Here is an 18432-nt window from a genome sequence, read left to right as displayed (position 1 = left end):
CCGCTGAATTTATGTACGCAATTACTGTAATTCTGTGGTGTGATGCCGCTCTCTTATGGAGAATCAATTTCCCGCTACAAATACTCTCAGCACTGGCATTGATCTTATCAATAAAAGGTAATGCCTTGTTTTACGTCCGAATTACAAAAAATCGTCTGATTTTACCCTACATAAAAGAACGTTAAAGCTGGAGTTAACCATGCACAAATTCACTAAAGCGCTGGCTGCCATCGGTCTGGCGGCCATTATGTCACAATCCGCTATCGCTGAATCCATGAAGCTCGGTTTCCTGGTCAAACAGCCGGAAGAACCGTGGTTCCAGACTGAATGGAAATTTGCCGATAAAGCCGGTAAAGACCTTGGTTTTGAGGTGATTAAAATTGCCGTCCCGGATGGTGAGAAAACCCTTAACGCCATCGACAGCCTGGCTGCAAGTGGAGCAAAAGGGTTTGTTATTTGTACGCCAGACCCAAAACTGGGGCCAGCCATTATGGCTAAGGCGCGTGGCTACGATATGAAAGTCATTGCCGTCGATGACCAGTTTGCCAACGCCAAAGGTAAGCCGATGGATACCGTACCGCTGGTGATGATGGCGGCAACCAAAATTGGTGAGCGCCAGGGCCAGGAGCTGTACAAGGAGATGCAAAAACGCGGTTGGGATGTGAAATCCACCGCCGTAATGGCCATTACCGCCAACGAACTGGATACCGCACGTCGTCGTACTTCTGGTTCAATGGAAGCGCTTAAAGCCGCTGGCTTCCCGGAAAAACAGATTTACCAGGTCCCAACAAAATCTAATGACATCCCCGGCGCATTCGACGCCGCTAACTCTATGCTGGTTCAGCATCCTGAAGTCAAACACTGGCTGATTGTCGGTATGAACGACAATACCGTGCTGGGCGGCGTACGTGCGACCGAAGGGCAGGGCTTCAAAGCACCAAACGTAATTGGTATTGGTATCAACGGCGTTGACGCGGTTAGCGAACTGTCTAAAGGCGAAGCGACCGGGTTCTACGGTTCACTGCTGCCAAGCCCGGACGTTCACGGCTACAAGTCCAGTGAAATGCTCTACAACTGGGTAACGAAAGGTGCAGAGCCACCGGCATTCACTGAAGTGACGGATGTGGTGCTGATTACCCGCGATAACTTCAAAGAAGAGCTGGCGAAGAAAGGCTTAGGCGGTAAGTAACACAAATGCCGGATGCGACGTCAACGCGTCTTATCCGGCCTACGAATTGCGTCCTCAGAAGACCGGATGAGGCAAAGCCCCCCTCCGGCATAAAGATCTGACACACGGAGACGTTATGCAACAGTCTACCCCGTATCTCTCATTTCGCGGCATTGGCAAAACGTTCCCAGGCGTTAAGGCGCTGACGGATATCAGTTTCGACTGCTATGCCGGACAGGTGCATGCGCTGATGGGCGAAAATGGCGCCGGGAAATCAACACTCTTAAAAATTCTCAGCGGTAACTATGCGCCAACAACGGGATCATTGACGATCCGCGGACAGGAAGTTTCCTTCGCGGATACCACTGCCGCGCTCAACGCCGGCGTAGCCATTATTTATCAGGAACTGCATCTCGTCCCGGAAATGACCGTTGCCGAGAATATTTATTTAGGGCAGTTACCGCACAAAGGCGGGATTGTGAACCGCTCGCTGCTGAACTATGAAGCAGGAATCCAGCTGAAGCATCTGGGAATGGATATCGATCCCGATACTCCATTGAAATACCTCTCCATTGGTCAGTGGCAGATGGTAGAGATTGCAAAAGCGCTGGCGCGAAATGCCAAAATTATCGCCTTTGATGAACCAACCAGCTCCCTGTCGGCTCGCGAGATTGAGAATCTGTTTCGTGTCATCCGTGAGCTGCGCAACGAAGGACGCATCATTCTGTACGTTTCGCACCGTATGGAGGAGATTTTTGCCCTCAGCGATGCCATCACTGTGTTTAAAGATGGTCATTACGTCAAAACGTTCACGGATATGCAGCAGGTCGATCACGACGCGCTGGTGCAGGCGATGGTCGGACGCGACCTCGGGGATATCTATGGCTGGAAATCCAGACCGTATGGCACAGAGCGTCTGCGGTTGCATGAGGTAAAAGCCCCGGGCGTGCGTACGCCAATCAGTTTATCCGTGCGAAGCGGTGAAATTGTCGGGCTGTTTGGCCTGGTGGGGGCCGGACGTAGCGAATTAATGAAAGGACTGTTCGGTGGTACGCGTATCACGGCGGGCCAGGTATTTATTGATGAACAGCCTATCGATATCCGTAAACCAAGCCATGCCATTGAAGCCGGGATGATGCTGTGCCCGGAGGATCGCAAAGCCGAAGGGATCATTCCGGTCCATTCAGTGCGCAACAACATCAACATTAGTGCACGACGTAAGCATGTTCTGGGGGGATGCGTGATCAACAACGGCTGGGAAGAGACCAATGCCGATCACCATATTCGTTCACTCAACATCAAAACACCGGGTGCAGAGCAACTGATCATGAATCTCTCCGGTGGTAATCAACAGAAGGCTATCCTCGGTCGTTGGTTATCGGAAGAGATGAAGGTGATTTTGTTGGATGAGCCTACACGCGGTATTGATGTAGGCGCCAAGCATGAAATTTACAACGTGATTTATGCCCTCGCAGCGCGCGGTGTGGCCGTATTGTTTGCTTCCAGTGACCTGCCAGAAGTGCTCGGTGTCGCCGACCGTATTGTGGTGATGAGAGAAGGCGAAATTGCCGGTGAGTTACTTCATGAACAGGCGGATGAGCGCCAGGCGTTGAGCCTTGCTATGCCTAAAGTCAGCCAGGCTGTAGCCTGAATAAGGAGAGTATGATGTCTTCCGTTTCTACATCGGGTTCTGGCGCAGCGAAGTCGGCGCTAAATCTGGGCCGCATTTGGGATCAATACGGTATGCTGGTGGTGTTCGCCGTGCTGTTCCTCGTTTGTTCCCTGTTTGTGCCAAACTTTGCCACCTTCATCAATATGAAGGGACTGGGGCTGGCAGTATCAATGTCGGGTATGGTCGCGTGTGGGATGCTGTTTTGTCTGGCATCCGGTGATTTCGACCTGTCTGTCGCATCTGTGATTGCTTGTGCTGGTGTTACCACTGCCGTAGTCATTAACATGACTGAAAGTTTGTGGATTGGCGTGGCTGCCGGACTGCTGCTCGGTATTCTGTGTGGCCTGGTGAATGGGTTCGTGATTGCGCGGTTAAAAATTAACGCCCTGATCACTACTCTTGCGACGATGCAGATTGTACGTGGTCTGGCTTATATTATCTCCGACGGTAAGGCAGTCGGGATTGAAGACGAGCGTTTCTTTACACTCGGTTATGCTAACTGGTTTGGTCTGCCTGCGCCTATCTGGATCACTGTCGTTTGTTTCATTGTCTTTGGTTTACTGCTGAACAAAACCACGTTTGGTCGTAATACGCTGGCCATTGGGGGCAATGAAGAGGCGGCGCGCCTGGCAGGGGTTCCGGTTGTTCGTACCAAGATTATTATCTTTATTCTTTCCGGTCTGGTATCCGCCATTGCCGGGATTATCCTCGCATCGCGTATGACCAGCGGCCAACCAATGACCTCAATCGGTTATGAGTTGATCGTGATTTCAGCCTGCGTGTTAGGGGGCGTTTCGCTTAAAGGTGGCATCGGAAAAATCTCATATGTGGTGGCCGGGGTGTTGATCCTGGGTACGGTTGAGAATGCGATGAACCTGCTGAATATCTCTCCGTTCGCGCAGTATGTGGTACGTGGCCTCATCCTGCTGGCGGCGGTGATCTTCGACCGTTACAAGCAAAAAGCGAAGCGTACCGTTTGATGATTTAAACCCTAACTTTTTAGTCTAGCTTCTGCCCGTCGCCAGCCGCTACCCGGCTGGCGATTGTTTTTCCAAATGGCGAGCATGGTCACACTGTCTATACTTATATCCGTCATACATCATCTATACGCCGCGATCCGCGTGGCGTTCTGACCATGATGAGGAGGATAACCGGGTGACAGCATCACTGATCTTACCCCCTGAACAATCTGTAAACTGTTCTTACTTTTTTGATCTCGATGGGACACTTGCTGAGATTAAACCCTTTCCCGACCAGGTCGTTGTCCCTAAGGCAATCCTGCAATGTTTACATCAGTTAGCGACGCATAATGCGGATGCGCTGGCATTGATTTCAGGGCGCTCAATGGTTGAGCTTGACGCACTCACTACTCCGTTTCGTTTTCCGCTTGCCGGAGTGCATGGGGCAGAACGCCGTGACATCAATGGTCAAACGCACATAGTACACCTGCCTGAAGGTATCGAGCGTGAAGCTGGGGCTTTATTACACGCAGCGTTAGTGACGTTACCGGGGACAACGCTGGAAACCAAAGGCATGGCTTTCGCGTTGCACTATCGCCAGGCACCCGAACACGAAGCTGCGCTGATTACCCTGGCTGAACGCATCACGCGCAGATGGCCGCAGCTTGCTCTGCAGCACGGAAAATGTGTCGTGGAAATAAAGCCTAAGGGCAGCAATAAAGGCGACGCGATAGCTGCATTTATGCAGGAAGCGCCTTTTGCTGGCCGGATCCCTGTGTTTTTCGGTGATGATCTGACAGATGAAACAGGATTTGCTGTGGTTAACCGCGCTGGCGGTATTTCCGTGAAGGTGGGGATCGGGCCGACGCAGGCGACATGGCGTCTGGATGGTGTCAGGGATGTCTGGCGCTGGCTGGAGCAAATTAACTCTTCGCAGCAAGAATCGAAAGCAACGAATAACAGAAGAGGTGGCTATGAGTCGTTTAGTCGTAGTATCTAATCGTATCGCCTCACCAGATGACAAAGGGAGCGCGGGTGGGCTCGCGGTCGGTGTACTGGGCGCGTTAAAAGCTGCTGGTGGTCTGTGGTTTGGCTGGAGTGGTGATACAGGTAATGAGGATAAACCGTTAAAAAAAGTCACGCGTGGCAATATCACCTGGGCCTCGTTTAATTTGAGTGAGCAAGATTACGAAGAGTATTACTGCCAGTTTTCAAATGCGGTTTTATGGCCCGCATTTCACTATCGACTGGATTTAGTTCAGTTTCAGCGCTCTGCCTGGGAAGGCTACCAACGGGTTAATGCCTTACTGGTAGATAAACTTCTGCCGCTGCTTGGCGATGACGACATCATCTGGATTCATGATTACCATCTGTTGCCGTTTGCCTGCGAGTTACGTAAGCGCGGTGTGAATAACCGCATCGGTTTTTTCCTGCATATTCCTTTTCCGACGCCGGAAATTTTTAATGCGCTCCCTCCACATCTGGCGCTACTTGAGCAAATGTGTGATTTTGATTTGCTTGGTTTCCAGACCGAAAACGATCGCCAGGCTTTTCTGGACTGTCTCGCAGCCCAGACTCGGGTGTCCACGCATAAAGATAAGCAACACCTGGCATGGGGAAAAGCGTTTCGCACTCAGGTCTATCCCATCGGTATCGAACCTGATGAGATTGCACGACAGGCGTCCGGGCCGCTGCCGCCAAAACTGGCGCAGCTAAAAGCGGAGCTTAAAAATGTGCAGAATATTTTCTCCGTGGAGCGTCTGGATTACTCCAAAGGCTTGCCGGAGCGCTTTCAGGCCTACGAGGCCTTACTGGAACATTATCCGCAGCACCACGGTAAAATTCGCTATACGCAGATAGCGCCGACCTCGCGTGAAGAGGTGCAGGCCTATCAGGATATTCGCCACCAACTGGAAACAGAAGCAGGGCGAATCAACGGCAAATATGGGCAACTGGGCTGGACGCCGCTTTACTATCTGAACCAGTATTTTGATCGTAAATTGCTGATGAAGATCTTCCGCTACTCTGACGTAGGATTGGTGACCCCGTTGCGCGATGGTATGAACCTGGTGGCGAAAGAGTTTGTGGCCGCACAGGATCCTGCTAACCCTGGCGTGCTGGTTTTATCGCAATTTGCCGGGGCGGCGAATGAGCTAACCTCTGCGCTTATTGTTAATCCTTATGACCGGGATGAAGTGGCAGGCGCATTAAACCAGGCGCTGACGATGCCACTTACCGAACGCATCTCGCGCCACGCTGAAATGCTTGAGACTATCGTTAAAAACGATATCGACAACTGGCAGGCGACGTTCATTAGTGATCTTAAAGCAGTCACGCCGCGTCGGAGTCAATGCCAACTGCCAGACAATATTTCATCCTGTTCTAAACTCGCATGAAGTCCTGGCGCTGTGTATTAATCTCCGGCTAGCGGAACCAGAAGAACGTCCACCTGGCTGGTATGAATCACGCTTTTCGCGGAACAGGAAGCGCGTGAAAAAAAACTGTGGTTATGGTTGCCGTAAATGACCAGATCAATAGCGTATTTGCGGCATACATCCAGGATATGTTCATTCAGAGCCCCATAGGTAATAAAGGTATGCTCAATGGGGTATTCTGCTTCTTTGCTAAGTTTGTCGATAAAATCCTGAGTTTCTTCCTGCATGACTTCACGCAGGTCTTCCAGCATGGGGGCAGCAAACTGGTTATACAGTTCGGGGTCTGAGACCAGTGTAATCAGGCTAATTCGGGCGTTGACAGGGCGAGCGATAGAAACCGCCTTGTCTAACAACTGCTGACTTTCAGGGGTGGCGGCAACAGCAACAAGAATGTGCGAATAGCTCATAACTCGCTCCTTTTTTTCAAGAATTATGAGAGGGCTTTTCAGCTTTACTCAGCTTACTCCATACTGCAACGTTTCCTTCCTTCATAGTGTGAATGTCATCATGATTATTCATTAATTATTCTTATAAATAGAATAATCGATTCATATTGGTTGCAGATATGTTCAGGTAACTTAAGTAAAACCCACGGCTAATGAAAACAATGTGTTAATAAAAAATAAACATACATTAACATTTGCAAGGTCGTCACATCGCGGTATTAATTAATCGCTCTAAATATTTAAGTCATTGTTTATAAAGTATTTAATTAAAAAAGTTTTTTGAGTTAAATATGTGATCCAGCTCGCTATTTCATGGCGTGATATTAACGGTCGTGAACATAATACTATTTGCTTTTATTGCAAGAATATTCGTACATCAGGAATCGAAATGGATAATGGAAGGTTAAGAAATAAACAAAGTAAAAGCCACGCTGATGGATTTATGTTAAGTGTTTGGCTGGTTTATGTGATCTTGATCACATATTCTTTAAATTCGCAGCATAGCTCCGTTGTATGTGTAACTGACGGCGGGTAGAGTTGCGTCGAATTAGGAAAAATCTTAGACATTTGTAAGAATTGATGTGAGCTTGTAAGGGACGCTGCCTTCTTAAAAGGGAATGTTTAGACGACGCGTAAGTGTCGTTACGTTGCTATGTATTTGACCTTTTGCTTTTTTTTACCGGGCCTTCCCGGCGACATCACGGGGTGCGGTTTTACCGCATGAAAACAATGTTGGTTATTATGGATGCAAATAATGCATACATCCGAGTTGCTGAAACACATTTATGACATCAATTTGTCATATTTATTGCTTGCACAGCGTTTGATCGTTCAGGACAAAGCATCTGCGATGTTTCGCCTTGGTATCAGCGAGGAAATGGCGGACACGTTGGCAACATTAACACTTCCTCAAATGGTCAAACTGGCCGAAACAAACCAACTGGTATGTCATTTCCGTTTCGACGATCACCAGACTGTTACTCGCCTGACGCAAGACTCCCGCGTTGACGATCTTCAGCAAATTCATACTGGTATCATGCTTTCAACACGCCTGTTAAGCGACATCGATGATGCAGCACGTAAGAAAAGGGCTTGATGATGAGCGAAAAAAGCATTGTTCAGGAAGCGCGTGATATCCAGTTGGCAATGGAATTAATCACATTGGGCGCCCGTTTGCAAATGCTGGAAAGCGAAACGCAATTAAGCCGTGGTCGATTAATCAAGCTGTACAAAGAATTACGCGGTAGTCCTCCGCCAAAAGGGATGCTCCCGTTTTCCACCGACTGGTTTATGACGTGGGAACAAAATATTCATGCGTCGATGTTTTGCAATGCATGGCAATTCCTGCTCAAAACGGGTCTCTGTAGCGGCGTGGATGCCGTGATTAAGGCGTATCGGTTATATCTTGAGCAGTGTCCGCAGCCTGAAGAAGGGCCATTGCTGGCGTTAACTCGCGCGTGGACGCTGGTACGATTTGTCGACAGCGGATTGCTGGAGTTGTCCCAATGCAATTGCTGCGGTGGGAATTTTATCACCCATGCACACCAACCCGCAGGCAGCTTTGCCTGTAGTTTATGCCAGCCGCCATCAAGGGCCGTAAAAAGACGTAAACTTTCCCAGAATGCTGCCGATATTATTCCACAACTGCTGGATGAACAGATCGAACAGGCTGTTTAACTGATACGGTGTGGATGAACACTCCAGCAGCGGTAAGCGATTACCGCTGCTTTTTTTTGTCCTGACCTTACGTTAATTGCCCGACTGCGCATCCTGTCATAGTCAATTGCGAAAGGATGATGTCGTGCTTATCTTATTAGGTTACCTGGTTGTTATTGGTACAGTTTTCGGCGGTTACATGATGACCGGCGGACACCTTGGGGCACTCTATCAACCGGCTGAGCTGGTGATTATCGGTGGCGCGGGTATTGGGGCATTCATCGTCGGTAATAACGGGAAAGCCATCAAAGGGACGATGAAAGCGATCCCGCTGCTTTTCCGTCGTTCGAAATACACCAAAGCGATGTATATGGATCTGCTGGCGCTCCTGTATCGCCTGATGGCCAAGTCACGTCAACAGGGCATGTTCTCGCTTGAGCGCGACATCGAAAACCCCAAAGAAAGTGAAATCTTCGCCAGCTATCCGCGCATTCTTGCCGATGCCGTAATGCTTGATTTTATTGTCGATTATCTGCGCCTGATTATCAGCGGCAATATGAATACGTTCGAAATTGAAGCGCTGATGGACGAAGAAATTGAGACTCATGAGAGTGAGGCCGAAGTTCCGGCGAATAGTCTGGCGATGGTCGGCGACTCACTGCCGGCATTCGGGATCGTCGCGGCCGTTATGGGGGTTGTGCATGCACTGGCTTCTGCCGATCGCCCGGCAGCAGAGCTGGGGGCGTTGATTGCGCATGCGATGGTGGGAACATTCCTCGGTATTTTGCTGGCCTATGGATTTATTTCTCCGCTTGCCAGCGTTCTGCGCCAGAAAAGCGCTGAAACAACCAAAATGATGCAGTGCGTGAAGATAACGCTGCTCTCCAATCTGAATGGCTACGCGCCGCCGATTGCCGTTGAATTTGGTCGTAAGACTCTGTACTCCAGCGAACGTCCTTCGTTTATCGAACTGGAAGAACATGTTCGTGCGGTGAGAAATCCAACTGCGCAACAGACGACCGAGGACGCATGAAAAATCAGGCCCATCCCATTATCGTTGTAAAGCGACGCAAACATAAGAATCACGGTGGTGGGGCGCATGGCTCGTGGAAAATCGCCTACGCCGATTTTATGACCGCGATGATGGCTTTCTTTCTGGTGATGTGGCTCATTTCTATTTCCAGCCCTAAAGAATTGATCCAGATTGCCGAATATTTCCGTACACCGCTGGCCACCGCGGTGACCGGGGGAAATCGTATTTCGAATAGCCAAAGCCCGATTCCAGGCGGCGGGGATGATTACACCCAGCAGCAGGGTGAGGTGAACAAGCAGCCGAATATTGATGACCTGAGAAAACGTATGGAACAGAGCCGCTTGAGCAAACTTCGTGGCGATCTCGATCAACTGATTGAATCCGATCCCAAACTGCGAGCGCTGCGTCCGCATTTAAAGATTGATTTAGTTCAGGAAGGGCTGCGGATACAGATTATCGACAGTCAGAATCGCCCAATGTTTAAGACCGGTAGTGCTGAAGTTGAGCCGTACATGCGCGATATCCTGCGCGCGATTGCACCAGTGCTCAACGGGATCCCTAACCGGATCAGCCTTTCCGGTCACACGGATGATTATCCTTACGCGAATGGTGAGAAAGGATACAGCAACTGGGAATTGTCTGCCGATCGCGCAAATGCATCGCGTCGCGAGCTGGTTAGCGGCGGTCTGGATGATGGAAAAGTATTACGTGTGGTAGGTATGGCCGCCACGATGCGTCTGAGCGATCGCGGTCCTGAAGACGCTATCAACCGCCGTATTAGCCTGCTGGTTCTCAATAAGCAGGCAGAAGAGGCCATTTTGCATGAAAACGCTGAAAGCCAGAATGAGCCGGTAAGTGTCTTACAACGGCCAGCGGAACTCCCGCCGGTAAGCGTTCCCACATCGCCACCAGCCAATCCGAGGTGATAGCGTGAGCATGGATATTAGCGATTTTTATCAGACATTTTTTGATGAAGCTGACGAACTGTTGGCTGATATGGAGCAACACCTTCTTGATTTGGTTCCTGAAGCCCCGGACTCCGAACAGCTGAATGCCATTTTTCGTGCAGCGCACTCGATTAAAGGCGGGGCGGGCACCTTCGGCTTTACCATTTTGCAGGAAACGACCCATCTGATGGAAAACCTGCTGGATGAAGCGCGGCGTGGCGAGATGCAGCTCAATGCCGACATTATCAACCTGTTTTTGGAAACGAAAGATATTATGCAGGAACAGCTCGACGCCTATAAAAGCTCAGTGGAGCCTGATGCCGACAGTTTTGAGTACATTTGCCAGGCGTTACGGCAGTTAGCGCTCGAAGCGAAAGGTGAAACCGCACCGTCAGTTGTCAACTCAGCAAAACTGAGCGTTGTTGATAGCACCGCGATGCAGGAAGAGGCGGTTGCAAAGCCTGAACTCGCCAGTGAAGAGAGCAAAAAACGCATTACTCTCTCGCGTCTGAAAGCCAGCGAAGTGGATTTGCTGGAAGAGGAACTGGGGAATCTGGCGACCTTAACCGATGTGGTAAAAGGAAGCGACACGCTGTCAGCTACGCTTGATGGCAACCTCGCAGAAGATGACATCATTGCAGTACTCTGCTTTGTCATTGAAGCTGACCAAATTGAATTCGAAACCGTCAGCGCAGCGCCCGCGACTGTAGAAACTGAAGAGGTAGCCGTTGTCGCGAAGCCGCAACCAGTTGCCGTTGCGCCAGCGGTGAAAGCCGCCGCCAGTGAAGCGCCACATGGGCGCGCGGAGCGTGAAAAACCAGCCCGCGCCAGCGAGTCGACCAGCATCCGCGTAGCGGTTGAGAAGGTCGATCAGCTTATTAACCTGGTCGGTGAGTTGGTCATCACCCAGTCGATGCTGGCTCAGCGATCTAACGAACTGGATCCCGTCAATCATGGCGATCTCATCACCAGCATGGGTCAGTTACAACGTAACGCCCGCGATTTGCAAGAGTCGGTGATGTCGATTCGTATGATGCCAATGGAGTATGTGTTCAGTCGTTTCCCTCGTTTGGTGCGCGATCTGGCCGGTAAGCTGGGTAAACAGGTCGAGCTGACGCAGGTAGGTAGCTCAACCGAACTCGATAAGAGCCTGATTGAACGCATCATCGATCCGTTGACGCACCTGGTGCGTAACAGCCTCGACCATGGTATCGAACTGCCGGAAAAACGCCTTGAATCCGGCAAAAGCCCAATCGGCAATCTGACGCTTTCCGCGGAGCACCAGGGTGGGAATATTTGTATTGAAGTGACCGACGATGGCGCTGGCCTGAACCGCGAACGTATCCTGGCCAAAGCTATCTCCCAGGGCATGCCGATCCACGAAAATATGAGCGATGACGAAGTGGGTATGTTGATCTTCGCTCCAGGCTTTTCGACCGCCGAACAGGTGACGGATGTCTCCGGACGCGGCGTGGGTATGGATGTGGTGAAGCGAAATATCCAGGAGATGGGCGGCCATGTTGAGATCCAGTCCAAACAGGGACAGGGGACCACTATTCGCATTCTGCTGCCGCTGACGCTGGCGATCCTCGACGGGATGTCCGTGCGCGTGGCGGATGAGGTCTTCATTCTGCCACTAAATGCCGTTATGGAATCGCTGCAACCGCGCGAAGAAGATCTCCATCCGTTGGCCGGAGGCGAACGCGTTCTGGAAGTGCGTGGCGAATATTTACCGTTGGTTGAGTTGTGGAAAGTCTTTGAGGTTGAAGGCGCTAAAACTGAAGCGACTCAGGGCATTGTGGTTATTTTACAAAGTGCAGGGCGTCGCTATGCGCTGCTGGTCGATCAGTTAATTGGTCAACACCAGGTAGTGGTCAAAAACCTGGAAAGCAACTACCGCAAAGTGCCAGGTATTTCTGCAGCAACGATCCTCGGCGACGGCAGCGTCGCGCTGATTGTCGATGTCTCTGCATTGCAGGGATTAAACCGCGAACAACGTGTGGCGATCACAGCCGCCTGATTGAGTGAGAAGGGAATAATATGACCGGTATGAGTAATGTAACTAAACTGGCCGGCGAACCGTCAGGTCAGGAATTCCTCGTGTTTACGCTGGGGGATGAAGAGTACGGTATCGATATCCTGAAAGTGCAGGAAATCCGTGGTTATGATCAGGTGACGCGCATCGCTAACACGCCTGCATTTATCAAAGGCGTCACGAACCTGCGTGGTGTGATTGTGCCTATCGTCGACCTGCGCGTGAAATTTAGCCAGAGTGATGTGGATTACAACGAAAACACCGTGGTGATTGTGCTGAACCTGGGTCAGCGGGTGGTTGGGATTGTGGTGGATGGCGTTTCGGATGTGCTGTCGCTGACAACGGATCAAATCCGTCCGGCACCGGAGTTTGCGGTCACGCTGTCGACGGAATATTTGACGGGATTGGGTGCGCTGGGTGACCGGATGCTGATCCTGGTCAACATTGAGAAGCTGCTGAACAGCGAAGAAATGGCGCTGCTGGATATTGCCGCATCGCATATGGCATAAAGGTAGTCAATATTATCATTCTCTGTAATATTTAGCTGGCAGTTATTAAACGCCCTCCACAATATGGAGGGCGTTTTGCTTTTAATTTTGTGTGTAGGGAAACCAAGTAATAATGGTTGTTTTATTTTAATTTTGAATGTTTATTGTTATTTCATTTACTTGGTTTATTTGTATTTTTTTCTTTAATTAAAACTGACGAGTCCTTATAGTATCTATTGTTTGCTGACGCATGTAATATAATCTACAAGTGCAATATATAAATTATTAATTGGTTGAGATAATTTATATTGTTCATGAATATATAATGAATTTGTGCCTCCTGATTTTTCTATTGGCGTAGAGGGAACTAAATATGAATGCTATATATAATATAGTCTGGAGTACGGCGCGTAATATGTTTGTGGTTGCTGGTGAGTTTTCCCGCGGTAATAATGGACTGCGTAATAGCATCAAAATAACAGGCCTGGCAACATTAATAAGTACTGCTGCTGTTAATGCTGCAGAGTTAGGCCCACAAAACGGTGCATCAATTATTTTGAGTGATAATGAAGTCGTTACGGCTAGTGGACAAACAAATACCACGGGTGTTGAGAGCATCACGACAGGCGGTGATGGCTTACAGATTGAAGGAAAAGCAACTATCAACGTATCTGGTGAAACTCTGTCTACCGGAGTTTCACTGGATAATGGCACCAAAAATGATTTAGGCACGAATACCGAAGTTCATGTCGCCGATACGGATGGCACACAAAATTCAAGTAAAAATACTACCGGAATTTTGATCTCAGCTAATAACCCGGGTACAGAGGTAACAGCATCTGGTATTAATATCGACGTTTCGGGTAAAAATAATGTTTATGGATTTAAAAATATAGGAAAAGACAGTAACGTCGATCTTGGTAGTGGAAGTTCTATTACAGCCATAACGGAAACTGATTATAGTATTGGTGGGATAGGTGATGCCCGTGGTGTTTATTTATTAGGCGGGAGTGGTACTTTCACCATGGATAATGGTTTTATCCATGCTACGAGTAAAGACAACACCGCGTGGGGGATTCAAAGCACGGGTAATGCTAAAATTGATTTAGGTAAAAATAGCCAGGTGGTTGTAGAGGGCAATAATATTGTAACCGGTATTGAGATAGGTACTGATGGTGTATTAGATGCCGATCAACTCACTGTCACTGCAACAGGACTGGCAACAGATTATGGTTCTGTGACAGGTTTAAAGTTGGGTAAAAATAATCATGTTGATTTGGGAAATAACAGCAGAGTAACTATCAATGGCACCTCCGATCTTGCTGAAGGTATCTCGGTTATGGGTCCTGATGCTACGTTAATCGCCAATAATATGGATATTAATATCAGTACGACTCTGGACTGCCGCACAGGAGGGTGTACCACGCGTGGTATCGCTATTAATGAGGCCGGCTCACGCATTGATTTGGGCAGCGGATCGACCATCTCAATCACCGGGTTCTATGATGGGGCTGGAGTAACGATAAACCCCGCGGCAAAAGGTTCTGAATTTATTGCTGATAATCTAACGATTGATGTAACAGGGTCTCAGGTAAATGCAATATCAATGAACACAGGTTTTATGGATTTAGGCCAAAACAGCATCATAAGCGCAGCCGGAGAGGCGACGACTCTCTGGGTGACGGGGGGCGAATTCCACGCGGATGCACTTATCGTCAATACCGCCCAGTCTGTGGGCATCATTGCGCAGGGGGGCGATGTGATGATTGGTGCAGGCAGCGTTGTTGACGGCAGAAGTTCAGCCAGGTTGGGCTCTGCGACCAGCGGTATCGCTGCGGCCTCCGGGAGTACTCTTGATTTTAAAGGGGATGCCGACAATCGAAATGTTATTTACGCGATCGATGGTTACGGCGTGTCATCCCAGTTCTACGGCGCAACGGTTAATATCGCGAATACCGATATTATCATGAGTGGGCAAAATAACCCTTACGGGCTTTGGGCGATAGGAAGTAATAATTTAAACCGTCCGGGAATAATTAATGGTGAAAACCTGACCATTGATGTGACAGCGAGTGGGGAAAATGGTTATGGCGCGGTGGTTCAGCAGGGCGGGGCAATATCGCTGATCGGTAACACCACCATTAAAACCCAGGATGGTGTCGCTATTTTTGTTCCGGTTGTTACCGACAGTGCGGGAAATCTCTTACCCGGCGGGACCGTGACTGGTTCAGGTGTAATGGATATTACGGGCAATATCATTAGCGCGGGTGAAGGCAGCATTTCACTGGATATGGCGTCTGGTTCGCGGTTTGTGGGGGAGACGTTTGTTAACACCGAGCCAACGGTAGACTCTTCGCTGAATCTCTCACTGGCTGAACAGACGCAATGGACAATTACCGGTGATTCTTCTTTAACTCAATTAAATAATGCCGGAGATATTGTATTTGATACTCCTTCACATAACGGACAGTTCAAGACGCTGACGATTAATGGAAATTATCATGGTGATAACAGTAATCTTTATCTGAACACGCAGTTAGGGGATGACAATTCACCGACGGATAAAGTGATTATCACAGGTGATACTTCCGGTAGCACGACGCTCTATGTCAATAATATCGGGGGAGAAGGGGCGTTAACAACGAAAGGTATTGAAGTGATTGATGTCGGCGGTCAGTCTGATGGCGTTTTTACTCAGGGTAATCAGGTGCAGACAGGTTTGTATGAATACCGATTGTATGAAGATGGCGGTGACTGGTATTTGCGTTCGCAGGCTGTCCCGCCGATAGACCCGGATGATGGCGACGATGTTACACCGGTAGACCCGGATGATGGCGATGATGTTACGCCGGTAGACCCGGATGATGGCGATGATGTTACGCCGGTAGACCCGGATGATGGCGATGATGTTACGCCGGTATACCCGGACGATGGCGGTGATGTCACGCCGGTATACCCGGACGATGGTGGTGATATTAAACCGGTAGAACCGCAATATCGGGCTGATATTGGCGCTTATCTGGGCAACCAGTGGATGGCGCGTAATCTGCAAATGCAGACCCTTTATGATCGCGAAGGGAGTCAATTACGTACCGGTGACGGCGGTATGTGGCTGCGCTTTAAAGCGGGTGAAGCGTCGTCAACAGCTGCAGACGGTCATGTGGATATTGACAACACTTATTCGCAACTGCAAATCGGTGGTGATGTGCTTAGCTGGGATAATGGCGAGCAGAGCCTGAAGGCGGGGCTGATGGTGAGTTATATTCACGCCGACACGGACAGTACGGGTAACCGTGGTGCAGATGGGAGCCGGTTCTCTGCCAGTGGTAACGTAGCCGGTTATAATCTTGGCGCTTATGCCACCTGGTTTGCGGATGCGAAAAATCACAGCGGCCTGTACGTGGACAGTTGGTACCAGTACGGGCTCTACGATAACAGCGTCGAAAACGGCGATGTCGGGTCAACAGATTATGATTCGGCGGCGAGCGCGGTCTCTCTGGAAACGGGCTATCGGTACGACATCATACTTGCCAACTATAATGTCGTCAGCCTGACGCCGCAGGCTCAGGCGACATGGCAGCAATTTAAAGCGGACGCTGTCGCACAGAATGGAACGCGTATTGATGGACAAAACGGGGACAGCTGGACCACGCGCCTCGGACTGCGGGTAGATGGCAAGCTGCACAAGAATACGACGTCGGTGATCCAGCCGTTTGCAGAGGTGAACTGGTTACACACCAGTGATGATGTTGGCGTAGCATTTGATGGTGCTGAGGTGAAGCAGGATCTTCCGGCAGATCGCGCCGAGGTGAAAGTGGGTATCCAGGCGAATTTGAATAGCCAGTGGAGTATCACTGGACAAGTGGCGGGTCAAAAAGGACGTAATGACTATGGCGATCTCAACGGTAGTTTGCTCGTACGTTATAGCTGGTAATTGATGTAAATTATCATCCAGGTGTTGTTGAAATACCCCAGTCTATGGCTGGGGTAATCTTTGTTGATTTGCTGCTCTTGTTTACTTAGCTTGCTCTTGTCTTAAAAAAGCTAAGCCTTAATTTGTTCTGTGATGTTTTCTGAAGACTCGCTTTCTTCCAGTAAACCTTCATCCTGCGCCAGCATCGCCGTTGCAATCCCATTACCTAATACGTTGATTGCTGAACGTCCCATATCCAGGAAGTGGTCAATACCCATCAGTAGCAGAATTCCGGCAACCGGAATATTGAAGCTTGGGATGGTTGCCGCCAGTACCACCAGCGCTGAACGCGGCACACCGGCAATTCCTTTGGACGCCAGCATCAGCGTCAGCATCAGGACGGTGATTTCTGCGAAAGAGAGGTGAATATTATAGGCCTGCGCGATAAACATGGAGGCAAATGAACAATAGACCATGGAACCGACCAGGTTGAACGAATAACCGATAGGCAGCACGAATGACACGATGTTGGGTGAGCAGCCAAATTTAGTTAATTGCTCCAGCGTTTTCGGATAAGCGGCCTCAGAGCTGCTGGTGGTGAATGCGACCAGAACCGGGTCTTTCAGCATGCTCACCAGGCGAAATACCTCTTTTTTCAGCATGACATAACCCACCGCCAACAGAACCAGGCAGGTCAGCAAAATCGCCACATAGTAGCCGCCGATAAACGATGCATAGTTAAGCAGGATCCCCAGACCCTGGGTAGAGATTACGGAAGAGATGGCGGCAAAAATTGCCAGCGGCGCGACGTACATCACGTAGCCGGTCACCTTCAGCATAATGTGGGAAACCACATCCAGCGCGGCAACCAGCGGAGCGTTAAATTTCTCTCCGAGCGATGCTCCACCAATACCGAAGAACATTGAGAACACCACGATTTGCAGGATCTCATTGTTAGCCATTGCCTCGGCTATGCTGGTTGGAATGGTATGTGTCAGAAAACCTTTCAGGCTCATGCCGCCTACGGCCAGACCGGTGTCGGTGGCTTCCAGCGGGATCGCAAGGTTTAACCCGCTCCCGGGTTGCTCAAGGGAAACCACAAACAGACCGACCAGAATAGACAATACAGAAGAGCTGATAAACCAGATCATCGCTTTGCCGCCCACGCGACCGATGGTGGACGTTTCCCCCAGGCGCATAATACCAACGGTCAGGGTGCTGAATACTAAAGGCGCAATCACCATCTTAATCAGACGTAAAAAGATGTCGGTGAGAAGCGTAATATTATCGGCCCAGGCGGTCACAACGCCGGGGGAGGCATAAGAGTGGATCACCGCACCCGACAGGATCCCCGCCAGCATGAAGATCACGATAAACAACGTGAGTTTGTTTGCATTTGCCACTAAAAAGCCCTCAGTAAGGATTTAACATTTATTGATCTGTTACTCATTTTTTATACTTATTAAGTGGTAACGAAGTATTCATCATATAAATTGGATTAAAGCGTAAACGGATACAACTTTTTTTAATTTTTTATCCATTTTGTTGTGGTATTTACGATACGTATGTGTGATCCAAATCACACAAAAAAGTGTATTTCAGCCAATCTGGCCGTGCTCACTGATGAGTATGAATGTTATTTGCATGATAATTATGGTGTTTTTATGTGAATAATTTGTG

Annotated in this window: 14 protein-coding genes; 12 read left to right on the top strand and 2 right to left on the bottom strand. The window is 49.4% G+C overall.

Translation table 11 applies throughout. From position 1 onward, the window contains the following. Positions 1 to 199: 199 nt before the first annotated feature. The 5 genes from G4551_RS14285 to otsA all read left to right on the top strand — a co-directional run bounded on the left by G4551_RS14285 (position 200) and on the right by otsA (position 6195). Positions 200 to 1189 (top strand): arabinose ABC transporter substrate-binding protein, encoded by a 990-nt coding sequence (locus G4551_RS14285; RefSeq protein ID WP_003034602.1) that lies wholly within the window; start codon positions 200 to 202, stop codon positions 1187 to 1189. A gap of 115 nt (positions 1190 to 1304) precedes the next feature. Then, positions 1305 to 2819, top strand: a complete 1515-nt coding sequence (gene araG, locus G4551_RS14280) for an arabinose ABC transporter ATP-binding protein AraG (protein WP_003839135.1) — start codon at positions 1305 to 1307, stop codon at positions 2817 to 2819. Between the two features lie 14 nt (positions 2820 to 2833). After that, complete coding sequence (gene araH, locus G4551_RS14275) at positions 2834 to 3820, top strand: L-arabinose ABC transporter permease AraH (RefSeq protein WP_003034609.1); 987 nt, start codon at positions 2834 to 2836, stop codon at positions 3818 to 3820. A 175-nt stretch (positions 3821 to 3995) separates the two neighbouring features. Next, entirely contained in the window at positions 3996 to 4799 is an 804-nt protein-coding gene (gene otsB / locus G4551_RS14270; RefSeq protein WP_003839137.1) for a trehalose-phosphatase, read from the top strand. Further along, a complete protein-coding gene (gene otsA / locus G4551_RS14265) occupies positions 4774 to 6195 on the top strand; it encodes an alpha,alpha-trehalose-phosphate synthase (RefSeq protein WP_003839138.1) in 1422 nt (473 codons plus the stop codon). Before otsB ends, otsA begins: the two co-directional genes overlap by 26 nt. Before the next feature lie 17 nt (positions 6196 to 6212). Here otsA and uspC read toward each other — a convergent pair whose 3' ends face one another. After that, positions 6213 to 6641, bottom strand: coding sequence for a universal stress protein UspC (gene uspC / locus G4551_RS14260; RefSeq protein ID WP_003034619.1), 429 nt, complete (start codon positions 6639 to 6641; stop codon positions 6213 to 6215). A gap of 793 nt (positions 6642 to 7434) precedes the next feature. On the opposite strand from uspC, the gene flhD reads away from it, so the two are divergent. The 7 genes from flhD (at position 7435) to G4551_RS14225 (ending at position 16773) form a co-directional block, all read left to right on the top strand. Next, positions 7435 to 7776: a flagellar transcriptional regulator FlhD gene (gene flhD, locus G4551_RS14255; protein WP_003034622.1), complete on the top strand. Its 342-nt coding sequence runs from the start codon at positions 7435 to 7437 to the stop codon at positions 7774 to 7776. Next, on the top strand, positions 7773 to 8357 hold the full coding sequence (gene flhC, locus G4551_RS14250; RefSeq protein ID WP_008785071.1) for a flagellar transcriptional regulator FlhC: 585 nt from the start codon (positions 7773 to 7775) through the stop codon (positions 8355 to 8357). The genes flhD and flhC overlap by 4 nt, the downstream gene beginning before the upstream one ends. A gap of 124 nt (positions 8358 to 8481) precedes the next feature. Then, positions 8482 to 9369, top strand: a complete 888-nt coding sequence (gene motA / locus G4551_RS14245) for a flagellar motor stator protein MotA (RefSeq protein WP_003034628.1) — start codon at positions 8482 to 8484, stop codon at positions 9367 to 9369. Further along, on the top strand, positions 9366 to 10295 hold the full coding sequence (gene motB / locus G4551_RS14240) for a flagellar motor protein MotB (RefSeq protein WP_003034631.1): 930 nt from the start codon (positions 9366 to 9368) through the stop codon (positions 10293 to 10295). Before motA ends, motB begins: the two co-directional genes overlap by 4 nt. A 4-nt stretch (positions 10296 to 10299) precedes the next feature. Then, positions 10300 to 12336 carry a chemotaxis protein CheA gene (gene cheA / locus G4551_RS14235; RefSeq protein ID WP_003034635.1) on the top strand — a complete coding sequence of 679 codons (2037 nt, stop codon included), beginning with the start codon at positions 10300 to 10302 and terminating at the stop codon, positions 12334 to 12336. Between the two features lie 20 nt (positions 12337 to 12356). Then, positions 12357 to 12860, top strand: a complete 504-nt coding sequence (gene cheW / locus G4551_RS14230; protein ID WP_003839146.1) for a chemotaxis protein CheW — start codon at positions 12357 to 12359, stop codon at positions 12858 to 12860. Positions 12861 to 13212: 352 nt separating this feature from the next. Then, positions 13213 to 16773: an autotransporter outer membrane beta-barrel domain-containing protein gene (locus G4551_RS14225; protein WP_003839149.1), complete on the top strand. Its 3561-nt coding sequence runs from the start codon at positions 13213 to 13215 to the stop codon at positions 16771 to 16773. 110 nt (positions 16774 to 16883) lie between these two features. Here the strand turns inward: G4551_RS14225 and G4551_RS14220 are convergent, their stop codons facing one another. After that, positions 16884 to 18155, bottom strand: a complete 1272-nt coding sequence (locus G4551_RS14220; protein WP_003839151.1) for a dicarboxylate/amino acid:cation symporter — start codon at positions 18153 to 18155, stop codon at positions 16884 to 16886. Positions 18156 to 18432: the final 277 nt, after the last annotated feature.

Origin of the sequence: Citrobacter freundii ATCC 8090 = MTCC 1658 = NBRC 12681 (assembly GCF_011064845.1) — a bacterium.
GTDB lineage: Bacteria > Pseudomonadota > Gammaproteobacteria > Enterobacterales > Enterobacteriaceae > Citrobacter > Citrobacter freundii.
The sequence above is the reverse complement of the archived record's forward strand: the minus strand, read 5'-3'. Positions and strand labels throughout refer to the sequence as shown.

Excerpts from the sequence above, each read along its gene's own strand:
- G4551_RS14285 (WP_003034602.1), top strand. The coding sequence starts at position 200 with ATGCACAAATTCACTAAAGCGCTGGCTGCCATCGGTCTGGCGGCCATT.
- araG (WP_003839135.1), top strand. The coding sequence starts at position 1,305 with ATGCAACAGTCTACCCCGTATCTCTCATTTCGCGGCATTGGCAAAACG.
- araH (WP_003034609.1), top strand. The coding sequence starts at position 2,834 with ATGTCTTCCGTTTCTACATCGGGTTCTGGCGCAGCGAAGTCGGCGCTA.
- otsA (WP_003839138.1), top strand. The coding sequence starts at position 4,774 with ATGAGTCGTTTAGTCGTAGTATCTAATCGTATCGCCTCACCAGATGAC.
- uspC (WP_003034619.1), bottom strand. The coding sequence starts at position 6,641 with ATGAGCTATTCGCACATTCTTGTTGCTGTTGCCGCCACCCCTGAAAGT.
- flhD (WP_003034622.1), top strand. The coding sequence starts at position 7,435 with ATGCATACATCCGAGTTGCTGAAACACATTTATGACATCAATTTGTCA.
- motB (WP_003034631.1), top strand. The coding sequence starts at position 9,366 with ATGAAAAATCAGGCCCATCCCATTATCGTTGTAAAGCGACGCAAACAT.
- cheW (WP_003839146.1), top strand. The coding sequence starts at position 12,357 with ATGACCGGTATGAGTAATGTAACTAAACTGGCCGGCGAACCGTCAGGT.
- G4551_RS14225 (WP_003839149.1), top strand. The coding sequence starts at position 13,213 with ATGAATGCTATATATAATATAGTCTGGAGTACGGCGCGTAATATGTTT.